The 21,108-nt window shown below is 77.0% G+C and carries 18 protein-coding genes; 5 read left to right on the top strand and 13 right to left on the bottom strand.

Annotation, left to right across the window (positions count from 1 at the left end):
* Positions 1-15: 15 nt before the first annotated feature.
* From ACI8AC_RS13030 to ACI8AC_RS13050, 5 genes are all read right to left on the bottom strand, one after another.
* Entirely contained in the window at positions 16-267 is a 252-nt protein-coding gene (locus ACI8AC_RS13030; RefSeq protein ID WP_456898201.1) for a hypothetical protein, read from the bottom strand.
* Positions 268-523: 256 nt separating this feature from the next.
* Entirely contained in the window at positions 524-1,279 is a 756-nt protein-coding gene (locus tag ACI8AC_RS13035) for a hypothetical protein (RefSeq protein ID WP_456898202.1), read from the bottom strand.
* Positions 1,276-2,622 carry a cation:proton antiporter domain-containing protein gene (locus ACI8AC_RS13040; protein WP_456898203.1) on the bottom strand — a complete coding sequence of 449 codons (1,347 nt, stop codon included), beginning with the start codon at positions 2,620-2,622 and terminating at the stop codon, positions 1,276-1,278. Before ACI8AC_RS13040 ends, ACI8AC_RS13035 begins: the two co-directional genes overlap by 4 nt.
* Positions 2,623-2,683: 61 nt before the next feature.
* Complete coding sequence (locus tag ACI8AC_RS13045) at positions 2,684-3,559, bottom strand: YhjD/YihY/BrkB family envelope integrity protein (RefSeq protein ID WP_456898204.1); 876 nt, start codon at positions 3,557-3,559, stop codon at positions 2,684-2,686.
* Between the two features lie 119 nt (positions 3,560-3,678).
* Complete coding sequence (locus tag ACI8AC_RS13050; protein ID WP_456898205.1) at positions 3,679-6,375, bottom strand: LuxR C-terminal-related transcriptional regulator; 2,697 nt, start codon at positions 6,373-6,375, stop codon at positions 3,679-3,681.
* Positions 6,376-6,584: 209 nt separating this feature from the next.
* Between ACI8AC_RS13050 and ACI8AC_RS13055 the strand changes: the two genes are divergently transcribed.
* The 4 genes from ACI8AC_RS13055 to ACI8AC_RS13070 all read left to right on the top strand — a co-directional run bounded on the left by ACI8AC_RS13055 (position 6,585) and on the right by ACI8AC_RS13070 (position 10,289).
* Positions 6,585-7,280: an IclR family transcriptional regulator gene (locus tag ACI8AC_RS13055; protein WP_456898206.1), complete on the top strand. Its 696-nt coding sequence runs from the start codon at positions 6,585-6,587 to the stop codon at positions 7,278-7,280.
* A 29-nt stretch (positions 7,281-7,309) separates the two neighbouring features.
* Positions 7,310-8,950, top strand: a complete 1,641-nt coding sequence (locus tag ACI8AC_RS13060) for an amidohydrolase (RefSeq protein ID WP_456898207.1) — start codon at positions 7,310-7,312, stop codon at positions 8,948-8,950.
* Between the two features lie 48 nt (positions 8,951-8,998).
* Positions 8,999-9,706, top strand: a complete 708-nt coding sequence (locus ACI8AC_RS13065) for a class I SAM-dependent methyltransferase (protein WP_456898208.1) — start codon at positions 8,999-9,001, stop codon at positions 9,704-9,706.
* Positions 9,707-9,800: 94 nt separating this feature from the next.
* Entirely contained in the window at positions 9,801-10,289 is a 489-nt protein-coding gene (locus ACI8AC_RS13070; RefSeq protein ID WP_456898209.1) for a DUF1707 SHOCT-like domain-containing protein, read from the top strand.
* 10 nt (positions 10,290-10,299) lie between these two features.
* On the opposite strand, the gene ACI8AC_RS13075 is transcribed toward ACI8AC_RS13070, so the two are convergent.
* On the bottom strand, positions 10,300-10,860 hold the full coding sequence (locus ACI8AC_RS13075) for a hypothetical protein (protein ID WP_456898210.1): 561 nt from the start codon (positions 10,858-10,860) through the stop codon (positions 10,300-10,302).
* 162 nt (positions 10,861-11,022) lie between these two features.
* Between ACI8AC_RS13075 and ACI8AC_RS13080 the strand changes: the two genes are divergently transcribed.
* The gene (locus tag ACI8AC_RS13080) at positions 11,023-11,634 is read left to right on the top strand and encodes a PadR family transcriptional regulator (RefSeq protein WP_456898211.1); all 612 of its coding nucleotides are present in this window, start codon (positions 11,023-11,025) and stop codon (positions 11,632-11,634) included.
* A gap of 13 nt (positions 11,635-11,647) precedes the next feature.
* On the opposite strand, the gene lhgO is transcribed toward ACI8AC_RS13080, so the two are convergent.
* The 7 genes from lhgO to ACI8AC_RS13115 form a co-directional block, all read right to left on the bottom strand.
* Positions 11,648-12,856: an L-2-hydroxyglutarate oxidase gene (lhgO, locus tag ACI8AC_RS13085; RefSeq protein WP_456898212.1), complete on the bottom strand. Its 1,209-nt coding sequence runs from the start codon at positions 12,854-12,856 to the stop codon at positions 11,648-11,650.
* A gap of 12 nt (positions 12,857-12,868) precedes the next feature.
* Positions 12,869-13,297, bottom strand: coding sequence for a GlcG/HbpS family heme-binding protein (locus tag ACI8AC_RS13090; RefSeq protein ID WP_456898213.1), 429 nt, complete (start codon positions 13,295-13,297; stop codon positions 12,869-12,871).
* Between the two features lie 20 nt (positions 13,298-13,317).
* Positions 13,318-15,564, bottom strand: coding sequence for a malate synthase G (locus tag ACI8AC_RS13095; protein WP_456898214.1), 2,247 nt, complete (start codon positions 15,562-15,564; stop codon positions 13,318-13,320).
* 58 nt (positions 15,565-15,622) lie between these two features.
* Positions 15,623-17,092 carry a (Fe-S)-binding protein gene (locus ACI8AC_RS13100; protein ID WP_456898215.1) on the bottom strand — a complete coding sequence of 490 codons (1,470 nt, stop codon included), beginning with the start codon at positions 17,090-17,092 and terminating at the stop codon, positions 15,623-15,625.
* On the bottom strand, positions 17,089-18,309 hold the full coding sequence (locus ACI8AC_RS13105; RefSeq protein WP_456898216.1) for an FAD-binding oxidoreductase: 1,221 nt from the start codon (positions 18,307-18,309) through the stop codon (positions 17,089-17,091). Before ACI8AC_RS13105 ends, ACI8AC_RS13100 begins: the two co-directional genes overlap by 4 nt.
* Positions 18,310-18,316: 7 nt before the next feature.
* Positions 18,317-19,825 carry an FAD-linked oxidase C-terminal domain-containing protein gene (locus tag ACI8AC_RS13110; RefSeq protein ID WP_456898217.1) on the bottom strand — a complete coding sequence of 503 codons (1,509 nt, stop codon included), beginning with the start codon at positions 19,823-19,825 and terminating at the stop codon, positions 18,317-18,319.
* 213 nt (positions 19,826-20,038) lie between these two features.
* On the bottom strand, positions 20,039-21,079 hold the full coding sequence (locus tag ACI8AC_RS13115) for a zinc-dependent dehydrogenase (protein ID WP_456898218.1): 1,041 nt from the start codon (positions 21,077-21,079) through the stop codon (positions 20,039-20,041).
* Positions 21,080-21,108: the final 29 nt, after the last annotated feature.

The following is a 21,108-nucleotide window of genomic DNA, read 5'->3' on the forward strand; positions in this document are numbered from 1 at the left end:
TCACACCTGCGCGCGTCAGCGGGGCGGGTCCGGCGCCCGGCCCCGCTCCAGGTCCGACCACAGCGCGCGCTCCTCCTCCGCGCCGAGTGCACCGGCGAGCCGTCGGGCCACCTCCTCGAGGGTGCACCGGCGCCAGCCCGGGCCGGCGGCGAGCGCGCGGGCCACCGCGGGGACGCGGGGATCGTGGCGCCACCCGGGGTGGCCAGGGGCCGGCCCCGCCCGCGCACCCCGGGCGGCGTCGGCCGCGGCGACGGCCAGGGCCGCCACGGCCCGGTCCGTGAGCCCCCGCCAGGGGTGGGGCGCGAGCGCACCCTGCACGGCCGCGACGACGGCCGGCCGCGGCGGCAGGGCGCCCGGCCGGTGCCCCCGACCGGGCGCGGTACGCGGTGGCTCCGCCACGGGTGCACCCCCGACCGGGCGCGTCGGCGGCCGCCACGGCTCGGGGCCCACCCGTCGTCTTCCCCGCGGCACGGCGGCGAAACGCACCCCCGGCAGAGCGCTCCGGGGGTGGCAGGTCCGGCGGTCAGACCAGCTTGGGGAAGGCGATGAGGAGCGCGACGCCGATCACGCCGAGCACGACGGCGGTGGTCAGGAGCGTCTGCTGGTACCGCAGCGCGCGCACCTTGGTGGCCATCGCCGTGAAGAACAGCACGGTGGCGAACAGCACGGTCAGGATCGTGTAGTTGTCGCTGCGCTGGTTGTTGGCCAGGGCGGCCTCAAAACGGTCGCCGGCCCGTGCCTGTGCGGCCTCGGCCTCGACCTTCTCGGGCAGGACGTAGGAGGGCATCTCGAAGGGCGATCCCGCGGGGACCGTGCCGGGCGCGGTGGTGGCCAGCCAGTCGGTGTGCGCGGTCGCCAGCGGCTCGGGGAACCGGGTGGCGAGGAAGTCGGCGAGCTGCTGGTCCTGGGCCCCCACCGCGGCGGCCCACTGGGTGAACAGGCCGATGTGGTTGGAGATCCGCACGTTGCCGGCTCCGTCGAGCCGGGCGGCCTCGATCCGGGACGAGGACGCCTCGCTGAAGGCGATCGACATCGCCCCGCCCCACTTGCTGGCCTGGAAGGCCGACCAGGCGGTGAGGATGGTGGTGGTCGCCAGGACGACGACCGCGATCAGCTCCAGCACCGACCGGCGGGCGCTGTCGCGGTCCGCGGCCGACGCCGCTCCGGCAGGAGCGCGCCCCGTCCCGCGGTCGGCGTCCGGCCGGGGGGCCGGGGTCACCGGGCCGGTGGCACCGCCGGGGACCGGCCCGGGGCCGCCGTCGTCCGTCGCCCGCGTCATCGCCCACCTCCACCGCGGCGCTCGCCGCCCCTCAGGATGGCGGCGACCCGGGACCCCGCCCTCCCTCGGAGCGGGTGACCGGGCGCGGGGCGGAGCGCGGCAGGAGCCCGCGCAGGGGCAGGTCGGCCGCACCGGTCGGGCCGCCCCCCGGCCGGGCCGGGGCGCGGCCAGGCGCCGTACCGGGCGGCCAGCGGCCCGGCCGTGGCCCCGTGGACCAGCACGCTGAGCACCACGGTCAGGGCGATGACCGCCGTCGCGGCCTCCGCGCCGGTCCCGAGCTCCTCGAGGGCGATGAGCGCGAACACCACGGAGGCCAGGCCGCGCGGGCCGAACCAGCCGACGAAGAGCACCGTCGCGCGGTCGAGGCCCGACCCGAGCAGCGCCAGCGCCACCGGGACCATCCGGAGGAGCGTCAGGCTGGCCAGCGCGTACACCACCGCGGCACACGACGGGACGTCCAGCACGACCGGGACGGCGATCGCCCCGAAGACCAGCCAGACGAGCAGCGACACCAGCCCCGAGGCCTGCTCGGTGAACACCAGCTCGGCGGGCCCACGCCGGCCGGCGGTCGCGCCGAAGGCCAGCCCGCCGCAGAAGGCCGCGACGAACCCGTTGCCGTCCACCACCAGCGCCCCGGCGTACGCGGCGAGGGCCAGGGCGAGGACGGCGATGCCCGCGAAGCCCTCCTCGGCCCAGCCGTGGCGCCTGGCCTGCCGCAGGAGGGCACCGCCCCCGGCGCCCAGCCCGGCACCGGTGGCCGCGCCGACCGCGAGCTCCACGAGCGCCTCGGGCAGCCCCGGCGCCCCCGCCAGCCCCTCCGCCGACGCGGCCCCGGCGAGGGCGAACATGACGACCGGGGTCACGATGCCGTCGTTGAGCCCGCTCTCCACGGTGATCATGCGGCGGACCCGGGAGGGGACGGCCGGGTCGGAGACCACCGGCAGGCCCAGCGCGGCGTCCGTCGGCGCGAGCGCCGCGGCGACCAGCAACGCCAGCCACACGTCGACCCCGGGCAGCAGCCAGACGGCCACGGCCCAACCGGCGCCGACGGTCAGCGGCAGCCCGACCAGGAGCAACCGCAGGTACCGGCCGGAGTCCTCGCGCAGGTCCTGCGGCCGGACCCGGGCCGCGTCGGAGAACAGCACCCACACCAGGGTGACCTCGGCCAGCGACCGCAGGACGCCGGGATCGGCGGCGCCGTCGACCACCCCCGCGGCGGCCAGCAGCCCCCCGAGGCCCAGGAAGACGATCGGCGCCGTCAGGTCGGCCCGTTCCAGCCGCGCCGAGAGCACCCCCCACGCGAAGACCGCCGCCGCGACGACGACCACCGCCGCGTCGTCCACGTCCACCCCCTCCCCGGGTGCCTCCGGCGGGCACCGGCCTCCCGTGCCCTCCGGCCGCCCGTCACCCGTTCCCGGCCCCGGCGTCCGGGTCCGACGTCGTCGGTGGCCGTCGCGCCCACGGCGGCGGTGACCGGTCCCACTCGGCGGCGATCACGGTGGTGGCGACGGCGATGACCGCGATGCACAGCAGCCACCCGACGAGGGCCAGGGTCACCCCGAACATGCCGTACCTGCGGCTGTAGCTCTCGATCAGCCGGGGCATGCAGACCGCCGAGGCGATCGCGTACCCGCCGCAGCAGGCCGCGGCGAGCGCACCGGCGGGCAGCAGACGGCGCCAGGCGAGCCGCCGGCCCAGCAGGAGCCAGGGGACCGTCGTCCACAGCGCGAGGCCGGTGGCCATGGAGAGCCCCCAGCCCAGCACCTCGTGCAGCGGCAGCTCGTCGACCAGGGACCGGGCCAGGGCGAGCAGGCTGACCGCGGCCAGGAGCACGGCCAGCCCCAGCGCGGCGTCCCGGGAGGCCCCGATCCCGCGGACCCGGTCCAGGCGCCACGCCTGCTGGTACATCCGCTGCAGCCGGCGGCTGAGCGAGACACCCGAGAGGACCAGCAGGAGGGCGCTCAGCACGCCGATGGAGCCGCCGGGAGGGCGGGCGAAGAGATGGGTGACCACCTGCGCGGTCGTCCCCGTCAGCCGGAAGCGGTCGACCAGGAAGGTGGAGAACGCCGCACGGTCGTCGGCCGGTGCCAGCACGCCGATCAGCAGCAGCAGCGGGACGAGCGCCGTCAGCGCCTGCGCGGCGATGGCCATCGCCCGGTCGGCCCCCTGGACGGCCATGGAGGAGGCCAGGCAGCGACCGGGGAAGGTCGCCTCCAGCCGTCGGGCCGGGCCGCGGACCCGCGGGGTGGTCAGCACCTCGGCCTCCGGAGCCCGTGCCACCCCATGCGCGCTCCCTGCCCTCGCCGCGGGACCGTGCCAGCGTCACCCCCCACCACGCGGGCGGGCCTCATCCGCGCGGGGTGAGCCGGGACCCGCCGGCCGGCGCGGGACCGGGCCGGTCACGCCAGGTACATCCGCCTCGCCGCGGCGACGGCGTCGCGCCGGGTGGCCACACCGAGCTTGCGGTAGAGCGAGCGCAGGTGGGTCTTCACCGTGTTCACGCTCACCACGTGCTGGGCGGCGATCTCCTCCACGGTCAACATCGAGGGGAGGTCGTGCAGCAGCTCGACCTCCCGGGCGGTCAGCGGGCTGAGCAGCACCGGGCCGCCGCGGATCCCCTCCCCCGCCGGCGCGGTCGCGCCCTCCGCCCGGTCCTGCCACCGCCGGGCGGCCGCCCACGCCCCCAGCAGCTCGGCCAGGAACGGCTCGGCGGGGCCCGCTCGCCCGATAGCGGCCAGCAGCAGCTCCCGCAGCGGAGGGCCGAGGTCGTAGAACGGCCGCAGAACCCGGCGCGAGCCGCCGATCACGAGCGCGCGCAGCACCGCCCGGTGCGCCGTCTCCGACATCCCCGCGTGCCCGGCTGCCACCGCCTCGACCAACCAGGCGGTCACCTCGACGGGGACCACGGTCGTCGCCCGGGCCCCCGAGAGCACCGGCGCCACCGCCGCCCGCGCCTGGTCGTGCCGGCCGCGGTCCAGCAGCGTCAGCGCCCGGAGCACGTCGGCGTCGCCGGTGCCGCCCAGCACGCGCGCCACCCGGGTGACGACCTCGGCGGCCCGGCCCCGCTCACCGAGGGCCAGGCTCATGTGCACCTCGGCCAGCCCGGCGAAGGCGGTCAGGTGCGGGGACGGGTGCGACTCGGGCAGGCGCTCCCAGAGCCGTTCGAGCCGCCGCAGCGCCGCGCGCCGCTCGTGCGGGCGGTCGAAGGCGATGATCGCCTCCCCGGACCGGGCCGCCCCGTCGATCTCCGGCTCGACCGCCTGCTGGAGCAGGGCCACGGCCGCCGGTGCCTCGCGGGACGCCGTCTCCAGGTCCAGCGCCTGGTAGGCCGCCCAGGCCAGGATGACGTGCGAGTAGGCCAGCCGCGGGGAGGACCCCCACCCGCGCTCGCCGGCGAACTCGATCGCCTCCTGCGCCCACCGGCGTGCGGCCGGCAGGTCCCCCGTGCCGGTGCACACCCCGGAGAGCAGGTTCAGGCAGTCCAGGACGACGTGGTCCCGGCCGTACCGCCGGCCCAGATCGAGCGCCGCCAGGGCATCGGCCATCGCGCCCGGCTCGTCACCGGCCGGCACCCGCAGGGTGGCGCGGTTGAGCAGGAACAGCAGGTCCGCGTCGATGTCGCCGCCGTCGGCGGCCGACGGGCCGGCCACCACGCGCCCGTCGCGCAGGACGTCGAGGTCGGCGCGCAGCCGCGCGCGGTAGAGCAGCGCGCTGCTGCGCAGCCGGCGGGTCCGGTCCCCCGCCCCCTCGGGCAGCGTCCGGAACCGGGCCAGCGTCCGGTCGGCTCCCTCCAGGTCGCCCGCCTGCAGCGCGGTGATCGCACCCAGCAGGGCCACGTCGGGGTCGCCCAGCACGGCAGGCGGTGCCGTGGCCAGCACGCGTGCGATGAGCTGGGCCTGCCCCGACAGCAGCAGGGTGAGGCCGTGGCCGGCGAGCAGGTCGCGCACCGCCGCGTCGTCGTGGGCGGCCACCGCGTGCTCCAGCGCCGGACCGGGCTGCCCGGCGTCGGCGAACCACCGCGCGGCCCGGGCGTGCCGTTCCCGGGCCGCCACGAGGTCCCGCCGGTGCAGCTCGCCGACCAGGAAGGTGCGCAGCAGGGCGTGGTACCGGTACCACGTCCCGAGCCGGCCCAGCCGGTTCACCAGCGCGTTCGCACGCTCGAGGCCGTCGAGCAGGGCGCCGGCGTCGGCCCGCCCCGACAGCGCCGCGGCCAGCTCGACGGTCAGCTCCTCGGCCACGGACGTGTCGAGCAGGAACCGGTGCACGTGCTCGGGCTGGCGGGAGAGGATCTCCGACACGAGGTAGTCGGCGATCGCGGTGTCGTCCCCGGCGAAGCGCGCCACGAAGCCGGACGGGTCCGGCTCGCCGGCCAGGGCCAGCCCGGCGAGGCGCACCGCGGCCGGCCAGCCCTCCGTGCGGTGCCACAGCGTGTCCAGGTCCGCCTCGCCCAGCTCGGCCCGCTGGTCCCGGAGCAGCCGGCCGATCTCCTCGCGGGTGAAGGCGAGGTCCCCGGCGCCGACCTCCCGCAGCCGCCCGGCGAGGCGGACGCGCTGCAGCAGGGGTCCGGGGCGACGCCGGCTGCCGAGGACCAGGCGCAGCTGCTCGGGCAGGTTGCGCACCAGCTCGGCGAGGTCGCCGCGGATCGTCTCCCCGGTGAGCACGTGGACGTCGTCGAGGACCAGGGTGACCGGCTCCCCCACCGCGTCCACGGCCTCGGCGAACTCGGCCAGGAACGGCGGGTCCAGCGCCGGGGGCGGGCTGAGGCCGCCGAGCGCCCGGGCCGCGGCCGGGTCCGCCGTGGACCGCTCGAGACCCACCGCGAGCGTCGCGAGGACCGCTGCCCACAGCTGCACCGGGTCGGCGTCGAACCGGTCGCACGTCACCCAGCCGACCGGCCGCCGCCGGGCGCGCAGGGCCTGGGCGCGCGCGGCCAGCAGCGTGGTCTTGCCGTACCCCGCCGGTGCGGAGACCGCGACGACCTCGCCGGGCTCCCCCGGGGGACCATCCGGGTCGTCGGCGGACCAGCCGAGCGCCGCCATCAGCCTCGGCCGGTCGAGCACCGTCGTGGCGATCCTCGGCACCTGGATCTTGGGCAACGGCACCGACGCTGGACGTGCTTCCCCCACGGCCATGCGGCATCCTCGCGCGCCTCCGGAGCGGCGCTCAACACGATTGCCCACGACGTTCGTGACCGGGCTGTTCCGGTACTGGGTGGTGCCACCCGCCTCGGTGACGCGCTCCCGGTCCGCGCCACGGGTTCTCGTAGGCTCGCGGCGGGCAGCGGGTCTCGGGGAGGGACGGCGGGATGGCGGCAGACGCGGGGGCGGCGGGCGCCCCGCAGTCGCAGACGCTCGACCGCGGCATCCGGGTGCTCGAGCACCTGGCCGCCGTCGGCCGCCCGCAGCCGGTCGCCGAGATCGCCGCGGCGCTGTCGCTGCACCGCTCGATCGCCTACCGGCTGCTGCGGACGCTGGAGGACCACGACCTGGTGGAGCGCGACGACGCCGGGCACTACTGGCTCGGCCTGGGCGTCGCCGTCCTGGCCCGCGGGGTGCGCTCGGGGCTGCAGGCCGCAGCCCTGCCCCGGCTGCACGCGCTGGTCGCCGAGCTGGGCATGACCGCGTTCCTCGTGGTCCGCGCGGGCGGGGACGCCGTCACCGTGACCACCGTGGAGCCGCAGGACACCACCGCCCACGTGGTGTACCGGCCCGGCACCCGCCACCCGGTGGGCCGCGGCGCCCCCGGCCTGGCCCTGCTCATGCCCGAGCCCCCCGATCCCGGCGACCGGCCGGAGCTCGTCGAGGCCCGGCGCACCGGGTGGGCGACCTCGCACGGCGAGGTCATCCCCGGCATGCGGTCGGTGGCCGCCCCCGTGCTCGGCCCGGACGGCGGCGCCCGCGGTGCCCTCGCCGTGGTCTACGTCGATGCGACGGTGGACACCGGCCGCACCGGCCGGGCGGTGGCCGAGGCCGCCGCCCGGGTCACCGCCGGGCTGCGCTGAGCGCCCGGCCGACGCGAGGAGGGACGACCGTGCGGCTGGACGTGCTTTACGTCGACGGCGACATCACCACCGGCGACCCCGCCCGGCCCCGGGCCCGGCGGCTCGGGGTGCTCGGGGGCCGGGTGGCCGGGCTCGACGACGACCTCGACGGCTGCACGGCCACGACGGTGGTGGACCTGCGCGGTGCCCCGGTGGTGCCGGGCTTCCACGACGCGCACCACCACCTGAGCATGCGCGGTCAGCGGCTGCGCCAGGTCGACCTGCGCGTCGGCGACCTCGACGAGCTGTACCGGCGGGTGGCCGAGCGGGCCGGTGGGCTCGCCGGGGACGCCTGGGTGCTGGGGCACGGCTACGACCAGAACCGGCTGGGCGGGCACCCCACCCGGGCGGCGCTGGACCGGGCGGCCGGCGGCCGGCCGGTGTGGCTGCAGCACAGCTCCGGGCACATGGGGGTGCTCAGCACGGAGGGCTTCCGCCGCGCCGGGTTCGCCGACCTGGACGCGGTGCCGGACCTGCCGGGCGGGCACGTCGCGCGCGACGCCGACGGCCGCCCCGAGGGGCTGCTGGCCGAGCAGGCCCAGCAGCTGGCCTTCGCCGTGCTGCGCCCCGAGCCGTTCGAGGACTGGGTGCGCGGGATCGGCCTGGCCGTCGACGTCGCGCTCTCCGAGGGCATCACGAGCATCACCGAGCCGGGCATCGCGGCCGGGCTGGTCGCCAACAGCACCGCGGACCTGGCCGCCTTCCTGACCGCCCGCGAGCGCGGGCTCCTGCGGGTGCGGGCGACCCTCATGCCGGGGTCCGACGCACTGCACGAGGCCGGGGAGGTGGAGCCGGGCCGGCCCTGGTTCGGCCTGGACCTGGGGGTGCGCACCGGGCTGGGCGACGAGTGGGTCCGCATCGGGGCGACGAAGGTCTTCTCCGACGGCTCGCTGATCGGGCGGACGGCGGCCATGTGCTGCCCCTACGCCGACCGGCCCGACAGCACCGGCTTCCTGCTCGAGGACGCCGGGGAGCTGCACCGGCGGATCGTGGCCGCGCACGCCCACGGCTGGCAGGTGGCCACCCACGCCATCGGCGACGCCGCGCTCGACGTGGTGCTCGACGCCTACGAGGACGCGCAGCGCCGCTTCCCCCGGCCCGACCCCCGGCACCGGGTGGAGCACGCCGGCGTGGCCGCCGACGCCCAGGTCGCCCGGCTGGCCGCGCTCGGCGTGGTCCCGGTGCCGCAGGGCCGCTTCCTCAGCGAGATCGGCGACGGGATGCTCGCCGCCCTCGGGCCGGAGCGCGCCCGGCTGTGCTACCGGCAGAGGAGCTTCCTCGACGCCGGCATCGAGCTGCCCGGCAGCTCCGACTGCCCGGTCGTCGAGGGCGCGCCGCTGCTGGGCATCCACGACCTGGTCAACCGCCGCACCGCCGCCGGGGTCCCGTTCACCCCGGAGGAGTCGCTGACCGTCGAGCAGGCGCTGCGGGCCTACACGTACGGCTCGGCGTACGCCGACCACGCCGAGCACGAGAAGGGCCGCCTCGCCCGCGGGCTGCTCGCCGACCTGGTGGTGCTGGGCGAGGACCTGCTGGCCGTCGACCCCACCACGATCGACCGGGTGCCGGTCGTCGCCACGGTGGTGGGCGGGGTCCCCGAGCACGGCGCGGACGACCTCGCGGTCTGCTGAGCTGCGCCCCGGGCCGCGCGGCGCGCCCGACCGTGCCAGGCTGGTGCGGTGACCGCCCCCGAGCGCACCACCGTCCAGCGGACCGAGCCCGTCGACACCTACAAGGGGCACTCCGTGCACGCCGCCCCCGGGGTGCACGAGTACACCGTCGAGCTGGTACGGGCCGCGCTCCCCCGGGGCGGCCGGGTGCTGGAGGTCGGGGCCGGCTGCGGCGCGCTCGCCCTGCGGCTGCAGGAGGCCGGGTTCGACGTCGTCCCCACCGACCTCGAGCCGCCGCACGACTGGATCCACCGGCTGGACCTCGACGCCCCCGAGTGGACGGGGGACACCCGGGGGCCGTTCGACATGGTGGTCTGCGTGGAGACCCTCGAGCACGTCGAGAACCCCCGCGGGGTGCTGCGCTCGATCCGGTCGCTGCTGCGCCCCGGGGACCGGCTGCTGGTCAGCACGCCGAACATCACCCACCCGCACTCACGGCTGAAGATGTTCCTGCGGGGCGCCCCCTACATCTTCGGGCCCAAGCACTACTACCAGCCCGGGCACATCTCGATCCTCCCCGACTGGATGCTGACCGAGCACGTCCGGCTGGCCGGGTTCACCGACATCGAGGTGCGCAGCGGCGGCAGCACCGACTACAGCGGCCTGCGCCAGGTCGCCCACCGGGTCGAGATCGCCGCGCTCGCGCTCATCGGGCTCCGGCACCGGGCCGACAGCGGCGAGGGCGTGTGCACCTTCGTCACCGCCACCGCCGCCTGACCGCCACCGCCGCCTGACTGCGTCCCACAGCTCGCGCACAGGGAGGCGGAGCACACTGCCGGCCTGATCTCCGCACCGCCGGGAGGACTCCGCCATGCCACCGCCGACCGACGGGGACGGGCTCGCGCGGCCCGCCCTCCGGGCCTCCGACGCCGACCGCACCGCCACGGTGCAGGTGCTCCAGGACGCCGTCGCCCGGGGCCTGCTCACCGCCGACGAGGGCAGCGAGCGGATGGCGGCGGCCTTCGCCGCCGTCCACCTGGCCGACCTCGCCCCGCTCACCGCCGACCTGCCGCCGGCCCCGCAGCCGCCGGCCCCGCCCGGCTGGCCGGCGGTGGCGGCACTCGCCGCCGAGCAGCTGCGGGCCTCCCTGGGCGGCGCCGGGTGGCGGCTGTCCGGGGCCCGGGTCACGGCCGTCGTGCTGCTCGCGGTGGTCGCGGTGCTGCTGCTCGCCGTGGTCGGATCCCTGGCCGCGGAGGTCCTCGTCGACGGGGGCGGGCCGTTCGACGAGGGCGGGCCGTTCGACGAGGGCCGGCCGGTCGGCGGGGAGGGGCCGGGGCGCTGGGGTCCCGGCCCCGGCTGAGCCGCCCGGCTCAGTCCCCCGTCACCTCCGCCCCGGCGGCCCGGTCGCCGTCGCGGTCGGGCAGCGTGGCCGCGACGCGGTCCCGGACGCGCTCCCCGAGGTCGGCGAGCCGCTCGTCGGCCTGCTCCTGGGTCAGCCGGCCCTCCTCGACGGCTCCGGCGAGCCGCTCGTGCACGTCGTCGACCAGGGCGGCGACGAGGTCGCCGACGTCGACGCCCCGGGCCACGGCGACCGAGCCCAGGGTCGCGCCGTCCTCGGCGAGGGCGCTGTGCAGCTCGTCGGCGTCCATGCCGAGGGCCTCCGCGGCCGCGGCGAGCCCGGGACCGCCGTGCCCCCCGCGCCCACCCTGGCCGGACCCGGACTCCGCCAGCGTGCCGGCCACCTCGTCGGCCTGCTCCGCGGTCAGGGAGCCGTCGGGCACCAGGCCGGACAGGGCGTCGCGGATCCGGTCCACCACGGACGGCGCCGCGGTCCCCTCGGCGCCCTCCTCGGCGAGGGCCGGCGCCGCGACGGCCAGGCCGGTCAGGGCCAGGGCCCCCGCGGCGGCGGCGATGACGATCTTCTTCGGCACGGTCTCCCCTCCTCGGGCCGGGACCTCCGGCCCTCGGTGACGAGGCTCGGCGCGCCGGCTGTCCCGCCACTGGGAGCCGTCCACGACCTCCCTGGCAGCCGTTGACGGATGACAGTAACGATGTATCGTTACTGTCATCCGATACGACACCGGAGGATCACGATGAGGCACCACCTCCCCGGGCGCGACCTGCCCGGGCGCGGCGGCCGGCACGCCGGCCTGCGCCACCACCACCCCCGCCGCGGCCCGTTCGGGACGCCCGGCGACGCGCCGCCGGGGCCGCACCACCGGCGCGGCGGCCGCGGGCGGGCACCGCGCGGCGACGTCCGCTCCGCCGTCCTGCTGCTGCTCGCCGAGCAGCCGATGCACGGCTACCAGCTCATGCAGGCGATCGCCGAGCGGAGCGGGGGCCGCTGGACGCCCAGCCCCGGCGCGATCTACCCGACCATCAGCCAGCTCGAGGACGAGGGGCTGGTGACCGTCACCGCCGACGCCGGCCGCAAGCTGGTCACGCTGACCGAGGCCGGCCGGGCGCACGTCGAGGAGCGGCAGGGCTCCGGGGCCGACCCCTTCGTCGGCCGGGGCGCGGCGGGTCCCGGTGCGGAGCTGCCCGCGCTGCTCCACCAGCTGCACGGCGCCGTCCGCCAGGTCGCCCGCACCGGCTCGGAGGCGCAGGTGGCCGAGGCCGCCCGCGTGCTGGCCGAGGCCCGGCGGTCCCTGTACCTTCTGCTGGCCGACGGGCCGGAGCCAGCGGCCGGGCAGCCGGACGGGTGACCGGGTCGGGCGGTCAGTCCCGGTCGGCCAGGACGCGGTCGGCCACGTGCTCGCCGATGGCCAGCGCCGACGTGGCCGCCGGGGACGGCGCGTTGCGCACGGTGACGACCGGCCCGACCCGGTGGATGCGGAAGTCGTCGACCAGCGCGCCGTCCCGGTCGACGGCCTGGGCCCGGACCCCGGCGGGGGCCCGGACGACGTCGTCGTCCCGCAGCGCCGGGACGAACTCCCGCGCGGAGGCGAGGTAGCGCCGCTTCGACAGGGAGGCGCGGATCTCCGCGAGCTCGGTCCGCCAGTACTTCCGGGCCAGCGGGCGCACGCCCGGCCAGGAGGCGGTGGCCCAGACGTCGCGCAGGTCCACCCTCCCCCAGGTGTAGCCCTCCCGGGCCGCGGCGGGCACGGCGTTCGGCCCGATGTCGACGCTGCCGCTCACCCGGCGGGTGAAGTGCACCCCGAGGAACGGGAAGCGGGGGTCGGGCACCGGGTAGATCATCCCGCGGACCAGGCCGCTGCGCCCGGGGACCAGCCGGTAGTACTCGCCCCGGAAGGGGACGATCGCCGGCTCCGGCCCGTCGCCGGCCAGCCGGGAGACCCGGTCGGTCTGCAGCCCGGCGCACACCACCAGCCGGTCGACCGCGAACGCCTCGTCGGCCGAGCAGACCACGACCCCGCCGTCGAGGTTGCGGCGCACGCCGGTGACCTCGAAGCCCAGCCGTACCTCGTGCCCCCCGTCGCGCAGCTCGTCCGCCATCCCCCGGGCGATCGCGACGAAGTCGACGATCGCCGTGCGCGGCGAGTGCAGCGCGGCCGCCCCGACGGCCTCGGGTTCGACCTCGCGCAGCTCCACGCCGGACAGCCAGCGCAGGCCGGGGACCCCGTTGGCGGTGGCGCGGCGCTCGATCTCGCGGAGGGCGGGCACCTCGCCGTCGTCCCGGGCGACGACGAGCTTGCCGCACTCGTCGTAGGCCAGCCCGTGCTCGGCGCAGAACTCCCGGAGGAGCCCCCGACCGCGGGTGCAGAGCTCAGCCTTCAGCGACCCGGGGGCGTAGTACAGCCCGGCGTGCACCACACCGCTGTTGTGCCCGGTCTGGTGGACCGCCACGTCCTGTTCCTTGTCCACCACCGTGATCCGCGCGTCCGGCCGCAGCCGGGCCAGCCGGCGGGCGACCGCGAGCCCGACGATGCCGGCGCCGACGACCCCGATGCGCGACGGCGCGCCCACCCGCCGCCCCCGTCAGTCCGGCTGGGCGACCAGGCCGGCCGCCTCGATGCCGGCGACGGCGGCGGTCTCGTCGTGGTCCGAGGTGTCCCCGGAGACGCCGACGGCACCGAGCAGGGCTCCGTCGGCGTCCCGGACGAGGACGCCGCCGGGGACCGGCACCAGGGAGCCGCCGAGCGCCGCGCCGGCGGCGGCGACGAAGTAGGCCTGCTGCTCCGCCCGGGCCATGAGGGCCCGCGACCCCATGCCCAGCGCCAGGGCTCCGGAGGCCTTGCCCGACGCGATCGCGAAGCGCCCGTTCGACGAGCCGTCCTCGCGTTCGGCGGCCACCACGTGCCCCCCGGCGTCGAGGACGACGACGGTGAGGGGCTTGAGGCCGCGCTCGCGGCCGGCGGCCCGCGCCGCCGCGATGACGGTGCGGGCGGTGTCCAGGTCGATGGCCACGGGTCCTCCTCGGTGCCGGCTCAGGAGGCCGGGCTGGGTGCCTGGTCGGTGAGGACGGCCTCGCGGGTCCGCGGTTCCCCGCCGCCTGCGGGCCGGGGCCCGGCCTTGGCCTCCTTCCGCCACTGGGTGAGCGCCCGCTCGGTGTAGCCGTTCGGCTCGCGCCGGCCGGAGAACACCAGGTCCAGCGCGGCCTGGAAGGACGGGCTGCCGTCGAGGTCGGCGCTCATCGGCTGGTAGCCGGGCTCCCCGGAGTTCTGCTCGTCGACCAGGGCCGCCATCCGGGCGAAGGTGTCGCGCACCTGGGCCTCGTCGACCAGCCCGTGGTGCAGCCAGTTGGCGATCTGCTGGCTGGAGATGCGCAGGGTCGCGCGGTCCTCCATCAGCCCCACCCCGGCGAGGTCGGGCACGGTCGAGCAGCCGATCCCCAGCCCGACCCAGCGGACGACGTAGCCGAGGATCGACTGGGCGTTGGTCTCCAGCTCGTGCCGCTTCTCCTCCGCGGACAGCCCGGCGCCGCCGTCGGGCAGCACCGGGGGCACGAGCAGGCCGCGCCGGTCGGCCGGCGGCCGCTGCGCCAGCTCCCGCTGCACCGCGAGGACGTCGGTCTCCAGGTAGTGCAGCGCGTGCAGCGTCGCCGCGGTCGGCGAGGGCACCCAGGCGGTGTTCGCCCCGGCCCGGGGGTGGGCGCCCTTGGTGTCGAGCATCTCGCGCATCGCGGCGGGCTTGGCCCACATGCCCTTGCCGATCTGCGCCTGCCCGGCGAAGCCGGCCCGCAGGGCCACGTCGACGTTGCGGGTCTCGTACGTGGTCAGCCAGGTCTGCGTCTTCTGGTCGTCCTTGCGGACGACCGGGCCGGCCTCGAAGTCGGTGTGGATCTCGTCGCCGGTGCGGTCGAGGAAGCCGGTGTTGACGAAGATGACGCGGTCGGCGGCGCGGGCGATGCAGGCCTCGAGGTTCACCGAGGTGCGCTTCTCCTCGTCCATGATGCCGATCTTGAGGGTGGTGGGCGCCATGCCGAGCGCCTCCTCGACGGCGGCGAGCAGCTCGACCGACAGCGCGACCTCGTCGGGCCCGTGCATCTTCGGCTTGACGATGTACACGCTGCCGGTCCGGGTGTTGGAGTACCGGCCGTTGCCGCGCAGCTCCTGCAGGGCGGCGACCGCGGAGACCAGCGCGTCGAGGACCTCCTCGAGGACCGGCTCGCCGCCGGCGGTGCGGACGGCGTCCAGCCGCATGTGGTGGCCGACGTTGCGCACCAGCAGCAGCGACCGCCCGGGCAGGGTCAGCTCGCCGCCGTCGGCGCCGACGTAGCGGCGGTCGCCGTGGACGGCGCGCGTCACGGTGCGTCCCTCCTTGCCGAAGGTCGCCGTCAGCTCGCCGGTGCGCAGCCCGAGCCAGGTCCGGTAGGCACCGACCTTGTCCGGCCCGTCGACCGTGGCGACGGAGTCCTCGAGGTCGACGATCGTGGTGACCGCGGACTCCAGCAGCACGTCGGACACCCCGGCGTGGTGCTGCTCGCCGACCCGCGTCGAGGGGTCGACGGTCAGCTCCAGGTGCAGGCCGTTGCGGCGCAGCAGGACGGCGGCGGGCCGGTCCGCGCCGCCGTCGTCGGCCGGCCGGTGCCCGGCGAGCTGCGCCGGGTCGGCCAGGCCGGCCGTCCCCGCCGGCGTGTCCGCGGCGAGCTCGCCGGGCGAGGGCACCCGGTAGGCCGTGACGTCGGCGTGGCTGCCCTCGGCCAGCGGGAAGAAGCGGTCCAGCAGGCGGTCGGCCTCGGCGATGACCTGCGCGCCGCGGCGCTCGTCGTAACCGCGGGCGAGCTCGTGCTCCAGCGGCAGCGCGTCGGTGCCGTAGAGGGCGTCGTACAGCGACCCCCACCGGGCGTTGGCGGCGTTCAGCGCGTAGCGGGGCACGGTGGCCGGCACGACCAGCTGCGGGCCGGGCACCTCGGCGATCTCCCGGTCGACGCCGGTGACGTGCACCCGCGGCTCCTCGGGCGGCAGCAGGTAGCCGATGTCGGTGAGGAAGGCCTCGAGCTCCGCGACGTCCCCGGCCCCGTGCTCGCGGTGCCAGGCGTCGATCCGCCCCTGCAGGTCGTCGCGGTGGCGCAGCAGGCCCTCGACCCGCCCGGCGAAGCGCTCGTGCAGCGTCGCGACCGTCGACCAGAACGCCGCCGGCTCCAGGTCGAGGCCGGCGAGCAGCTCGTCGGCCACGAAGTCGCGCAGTGCGGGGTCGACCTGCAGCCCGCCCGTCCCGGTCGTGTCGGTCATGGTGCCCACCCTGGCCCCTCTCCTCGTGCCCCGCAGGACGGCCCGCCGCCGGCGGTGGTCAGAAGCGCCCGGGCTCGGTGGTCCGGGCCTCGTGCCGCCGTCGGCGCAGGCCACGGCGCCGGGGGTGCCGCCGGCCGCCGGGCCCGGTGGCCGCCGCGATCGGGTCCACGCCGCGGATCGAGGCGTCGAGCAGCTCGACGGGGTGGAACATCGGCAGGTCCCCGGGCCAGTACCGGCGGATCTGCAGCAGGCAGCCGGGGTTGGCGGTGGCCAGCGCGTCGGGGGCGACCGACAGCACCTTCTCCACCTTCCGCCGGCCCAGCTCCGCGGCGGGCCCGGGCTGGACGAGGTTGTAGATCCCCGCGGAGCCGCAGCAGATCTCCGCCTCCGGGATGTCGGTGACCTGCAGGCCGGGGATGGTGCCCAGGACCGCGCGCGGCTGGGCGCGGACCCCCTGCGCGTGCCCGAGGTGGCAGGCGTCGTGGTAGGCGAGCCGGCCCTCGATCGGGTGCCGGGGCGCGACGGGTCCGAGCTCGGCGAGCAGCTCGGAGACGTCGCGCACCTTGGCCGAGAAGGCGGCGGCCCGCTCGGCGTACGCCGGGTCGTCGCGCAGCAGCCGGCCGTACTCCTTGAGCGTCGAGCCGCAGCCGGCGACGTTGGCGACGATCACGTCGACGTCGGTGGCGGCGAAGACGTCGATCAGCCGCCGGGCCCGCGCCAGCGCCTCCGGCTCCCGCCCGGCGTGCTCGCTGAGCGCCCCGCAGCAGCGCTGCGCCCGCGGCGCGACCACCTCGCAGCCCTCGGCGGCGAGGACGCGGACGGTGGCGGCGTTGACGTCGGCGAAGAAGACCCGCTGCACGCAGCCGGTGAGGAAGCCGACCCGCCGCCGGCGGGTGCCGACGGCCGGGGTGACCTCCGGGGTGCGGGCGGCCAGCCGGCGCAGCCGGGCCGGGGGTATCAGCTCCTCGACAGCCTGCAGCCGGTCGGGCAGCAGCGACCAGACCCGCTCGCGGTGCAGCAGCCGGCGGGCACCGGAACGCTGGTAGGCCGCGCCGAGGACGGCCGCGACCCGCAGCCGGCCCGGGTGCGGGAACAGCGCGAAGACGGCGGCCCGGAACAGCCGGTCGTGCCAGTCGCGGCGGTGGTGGCGTTCCAGCTGGGGGCGGACGGCCTCGATGAGCCTGTCGTACTGCACCCCGGACGGGCAGGCGGTCACGCAGGCCATGCACCCGAGGCAGGCGTCGAAGTGCTGCACGTAGGTGTCGTCGAGCGCGACGGCGCCCTCCCGGCCCAGCTTCATCAGGTAGATGCGGCCGCGCGGGGAGTCCATCTCCTCGCCCCACAGGGCGTAGGTCGGGCAGGTGGGCAGGCAGAACCCGCAGTGCACGCAGTCGGAGATGAGCTCGGCGGACGGCGGGTGGTGCAGGTCGAACAGCCCGGCCCCGTCGCCGGTGACCGGTGGCGGGGCGACGGTCAGGCGCAGGTCCTCGTCGCGGCTGGTCTCGCGGCTGGTCTCGCCTGCGGTCATGACCGGGGGCCGTCCTCTCGTGGTGCGGGGTCGAGCCAGGAGCCCAGCCGGCCCGGGGCGCAGCGGGCCTGCGGGTCCAGGCGCCGGCGCAGGGCCCGCAGCAGCCCGACCGACGACGGGGGCGGGCCCAGCGGGTCCAGCTCGGCGTCCACCGCGGGCGGCCGGTCCCGGAGCAGGACGGTGCCGCCGAGCTCGAGCACGCGCGCCCGCCACGCGGTGACGGCCGCGGCCACGGCGGCGGGTGGGCCGGTGAACCGCGCGGTGTGCAGGCCGATCGCGGGGCGGGTGGCCAGCCCGGTGCGGACGCCGGCGTCGTCCCCGGCCTGCGCGAGGGCCCGGGCGACCTCGGCGGTACGGCCGGGCCGGGTACCGGCCGCGGCCAGCGTGGCCTCCCCGTCGGGCCGGTGCGGCTCGGCCAGCCGCCGCCACACGGCCTCCTCGCCGTCCCCCGTGCGCCACTCGGCGGGCGCGCCGTCGGCGAGCAGCGCGAGCGCGGCCTCCCGCCGGCCCTCGACGCCCGCGGCGGTGCCCTCGAAGCGGACGGCGAACAGCCCCCCGTCGACGTCGGCCCAGTCGATCGCGGCCGGCTCGAGCGGGGAGGCGCGCAGCCGCCGGGCCAGGTCCGCGGCCCGGTCGACCGGGACGGGCACCGTGGCTGTCGCGCTCGCCCCCGGGCGGGGGTGCAGGCGCAGCACGACCTCGGCGACCAGGCCGAGGGTGCCCAGCGAGCCGGAGAGGAGCTTGGGCAGGTCGTAGCCGGCGACGTTCTTGATGACCGTGCCGCCGCCGCGCGCCACGGTGCCGTCGGAGAGCACGAGGGTGACGCCGATGACGAGGTCCCGCAGAGCGCCGTAGCGCAGCCGGCGCGGCCCGGAGTCCCCGGTGGCCAGCAGGCCGCCGACGGTGGCGCCCGCCTCCTCGGTGCCGGGGTCGAGGGCCAGCCACTGCCCCTGCTCCCCCAGCAGCGCCTGCAGGTCGCGCAGCGGCATCCCGGCGCCGACGGAGACGGTCATGTCGGCCGGGTTGTGGGCGAGCACGCCCGCCAGCCGCCCGGTGCCGACGACCAGCGCGGGCTCGACGGGGCGGCCGGCCCAGGCCTGCTTGGTGCCGGCGCCGCGGAACAGCAGCGGACCCCCGGAGCCGCGCAGCAGGTCGGCGGCCTCGGCGACCGTGCCGGGCTGCTCGACGCGGGTCCGGGTGCCGTCGGCGACCGTCATGCCGGCCTCACAGCCGCTCGATGACGCCCGCCGCCTCCAGCGGGTGCGGGCGGTACGGGCCGGGGCGCTCGCCGCACAGCCGCGGCGTGGGCAGCACCTTGCCGGGGTTGCAGATGCCCTGCGGGTCGAAGGCGGCGCGGATCCGGGCCATGACGGTGAGGTCCTCGGGGCCGAACATCTTCGGCATGGAGCAGGCCTTGTCGCTGCCGACCCCGTGCTCGCCGGTGATCGACCCACCCTGCTCGACGCACAGCTCGACGATCGCCGTCGCCAGGTGCTCGGCGCGCTCGGCCTCCCCCGGCACGGCGGCGTCGTAGAGCACCAGGGGGTGCAGGTTGCCGTCCCCGGCGTGGAAGACGTTGGCCACCCGCAGGCCGGCCTCCTCCGACATCTGCCGGATGCGGGTCAGCGTGCTGCCCAGCCGGGTCCGCGGGATGACACCGTCCTGGACGAAGTAGTCGGGGCTGATCCGGCCCATGGCGGCGAAGGCGGCCTTGCGCCCCTTCCAGACCCGGGCGCGCTCGTCGGGGTCGGAGGCGATCCGGACGTGCGTCGTCCCGTTGCGCCGGCAGATCTCCTGCACCCGCTCGAACTCGTCCTCGACCTCGGCGGCCACCCCGTCGAGCTCGACGACCAGGGCGGCCGGGCAGCCCAGGGTGTAGCCGGCCTGCACCGCCCGCTCGCAGGCGGCGATCGCGAGCTCGTCGAGCATCTCCACGGCCGCCGGGACGATCCCGGCGGCGACGATGTCGCTGACCGCGTTCCCGGCGTCCTCCGCGTCGGGGAAGTCGGCGACGAGGGTGCGCACCGCCTCCGGGCGGCGCAGCAGCCGGACGGTGATCTCGGTGACGACGCCGAGCGTGCCCTCCGAGCCCAGCACCAGCGCCCGCAGGTCGGGGCCGACCGGGTCGGGCGCGTCCCCGCCGAGCTGCACGACGTCGCCGTCGGCGGTGACGAAGGTGAGGGCGAGCACGTGGTTGGTGGTGAACCCGTACTTCAGGCAGTGCGCGCCACCGGAGTTCTCGGCCACGTTGCCGCCGATGGTGCAGACGACCTGGCTGGAGGGGTCGGGCGCGAAGTAGAGGTCGTGCGGCGCGACGGCGGCGGAGATGCCGGCGTTCGTGACGCCCGGCTGCACGACCGCGCGCTGGTCGGCGACGTCCACGGACAGGACCGCCCGCATCCGGGCCAGGCCGATCACGATGCCGTCGGCGACCGGCAGGGCGCCGCCGGAGAGCCCGGTGCCGGCGCCGCGGGCGACGAAGGGGACGCCGTCGCGGGCGCACAGCCGGACGACGGCGGCGACCTCCTCGGTCGTCGCGGGCAGGACGACCAGCGCCGGGGTGACGCGGTACCCGGTCAGCCCGTCGCACTCGTAGGTGCGCAGCTGGGCGGGCTCGGAGATCAGGCCCCCCGGGCCCACGGCCCGGGCGACGTCGGCGCGGAAGGCCGCTGTGACGCGGCCGGCCGGCGGTTCCGGGAGGAGGTCCAGGTACTCGCCGGCGTACGTCGTCACCGCCGTGCCTCCTCTCGGCATCGCCTCCGGCGGGTCGGTGCAGCCCCCGGCGGGTCGGCAGCGCCCCCGGCGGGCGGCGCCGTGCGGACGTCGACGCGTCCGGCGGGGCCGTGGCCGGGTGTGCTCCCGTCACATTAGGGGGCGGTGGCACGGGGCGCAGCCCATGGCGCGGGCCGGGTCCGCACGGTCCCGGCCCGCGGCAGGGGCCTCGCCTCAGGGCTCGACGGTGACCTTGATGGCCTCGCCCTTGGCGACGATGTCGAAGGCCTCCAGGGCACGGTCCAGGGGCAGCCGGGCGGTGATGAGGTCCTTCACCGGCACCTGGCCGCTGGCGATGTACTCCAGCGCGCGCTTGTTGTGCGACGGCGCCGACCCGTTGGCGCCCATGATCATCAGCTCCCGGTAGTGCACCAGGTTGGAGTCGCACCGGATGAACGGGTTGGTCTTGGGCAGGCCGCCGAAGAAGGAGATCCGCCCGCGGCGCGCCGCCATCCGGATCGCCTGCTCCTGCGCCACGTTCGCCGCCGTCGCGGTGATGACGACGTCGGCGCCGCGGCCGCCGGTGAGCTCCTTGACCCGCTCGACGACGTCGACCTCGCTGCCGTTGATGACCTCGTCGGGCTCCACCGCCTTGGCCGACATCGCCAGCCGCTCGGCGTTGACGTCGATGAGGAAGACCCGCTCGGCCCCGTTGGCCCGCGCCAGCCGGATGTGGATGCAGCCGATCGGCCCGGCCCCGAAGACGACGACCGTGTCGCCCTGCCCCACGTGCACCAGCTCCTGGGCGTTGATCGCGCAGGCGAACGGCTCGGCGACCGAGGCCTCGTCGTAGCCGATGTCGTCGGGGATCCGGTTGAGGCCGTCGACCTTGAGCACCTCGCGGGGCACGACCAGGTACTCGGCGAAGCCGCCCTCGTACTGGTAGCCGACGGAGGTCTGGTTCTCGCACACCGCCATCCAGCCGCGGCGGCACTCGTAGCACTCGCCGCAGGGCACGGCGGCGATCACCTGCGCGCGGTCGCCGACCGCCCAGCCGGACACGTTCTCGCCGACCTGCACGACCTCGCCGGCGATCTCGTGGCCCATGGTCCGCGGCGGGTCGATGTTCTGGTGCCCGTTGTTGCGGATCTTGACGTCGGTGCCGCAGGTCGAGCAGTTGCGGACCCGCAGCTTGACCTCGTCCGGCCCGCAGACGGGCTCGGCGACGTCCTCGATCCGGACGTCCCCCGGTGCGTAGAAGCGCACGGCCTTCATCTGTGGTGTTCCTCCTCCGCCGGGTCGCG

The sequence above is a fragment of the Geodermatophilus sp. SYSU D00758 genome (genome assembly GCF_054049955.1).

Coding starts and splice junctions, on each gene's coding strand:
- ACI8AC_RS13035 (WP_456898202.1), bottom strand. CDS start 1,279: ATGACGCGGGCGACGGACGACGGCGGCCCCGGGCCGGTCCCCGGCGGT.
- ACI8AC_RS13055 (WP_456898206.1), top strand. CDS start 6,585: ATGGCGGCAGACGCGGGGGCGGCGGGCGCCCCGCAGTCGCAGACGCTC.
- ACI8AC_RS13070 (WP_456898209.1), top strand. CDS start 9,801: ATGCCACCGCCGACCGACGGGGACGGGCTCGCGCGGCCCGCCCTCCGG.
- ACI8AC_RS13080 (WP_456898211.1), top strand. CDS start 11,023: ATGAGGCACCACCTCCCCGGGCGCGACCTGCCCGGGCGCGGCGGCCGG.
- ACI8AC_RS13095 (WP_456898214.1), bottom strand. CDS start 15,564: ATGACCGACACGACCGGGACGGGCGGGCTGCAGGTCGACCCCGCACTG.
- ACI8AC_RS13100 (WP_456898215.1), bottom strand. CDS start 17,092: ATGACCGCAGGCGAGACCAGCCGCGAGACCAGCCGCGACGAGGACCTG.
- ACI8AC_RS13105 (WP_456898216.1), bottom strand. CDS start 18,309: ATGACGGTCGCCGACGGCACCCGGACCCGCGTCGAGCAGCCCGGCACG.
- ACI8AC_RS13115 (WP_456898218.1), bottom strand. CDS start 21,079: ATGAAGGCCGTGCGCTTCTACGCACCGGGGGACGTCCGGATCGAGGAC.